The 294-nt window shown below is 39.8% G+C and carries 1 protein-coding gene; it reads right to left on the bottom strand.

Features of this window, described 5'->3' with window-relative positions:
* Window positions 1-294: hypothetical protein (locus GFJ99_RS13545; protein ID WP_162524036.1), on the bottom strand; the 294-nt coding region annotated here is incomplete at both ends.

Below are 294 nucleotides of genomic sequence, written 5' to 3'. Positions count from 1 at the left end.
TTACTCCTCCTGCTCCAACTATTGGACCTGCTGGAGTAAATGTGTAAGTATTTGAGGCATCATAATTCGATATGGTTGAACTTCCTGCTGATGAACAACTAGCAGCTACTGAAGTAATAGTTGGTACTGTAGGTGTTGATAATTGTGCTGCATTACTAAAACTTGCTGATGCTAATGAAATACAACTTCCATTAGTTGCTATTACCGAATAACTTGTTCCGACAATCATTCCTGTGATTACTCCTGCTGCGCCTACTATTGGACCTGCTGGTGTGAATACATAGGTATTTGATG

This window comes from Flavobacterium sp. LMO6 (assembly GCF_009495795.1).
In the GTDB taxonomy this organism is placed as follows: domain Bacteria; phylum Bacteroidota; class Bacteroidia; order Flavobacteriales; family Flavobacteriaceae; genus Flavobacterium.
This window is presented reverse-complemented; position numbering and strand designations above follow the sequence as displayed.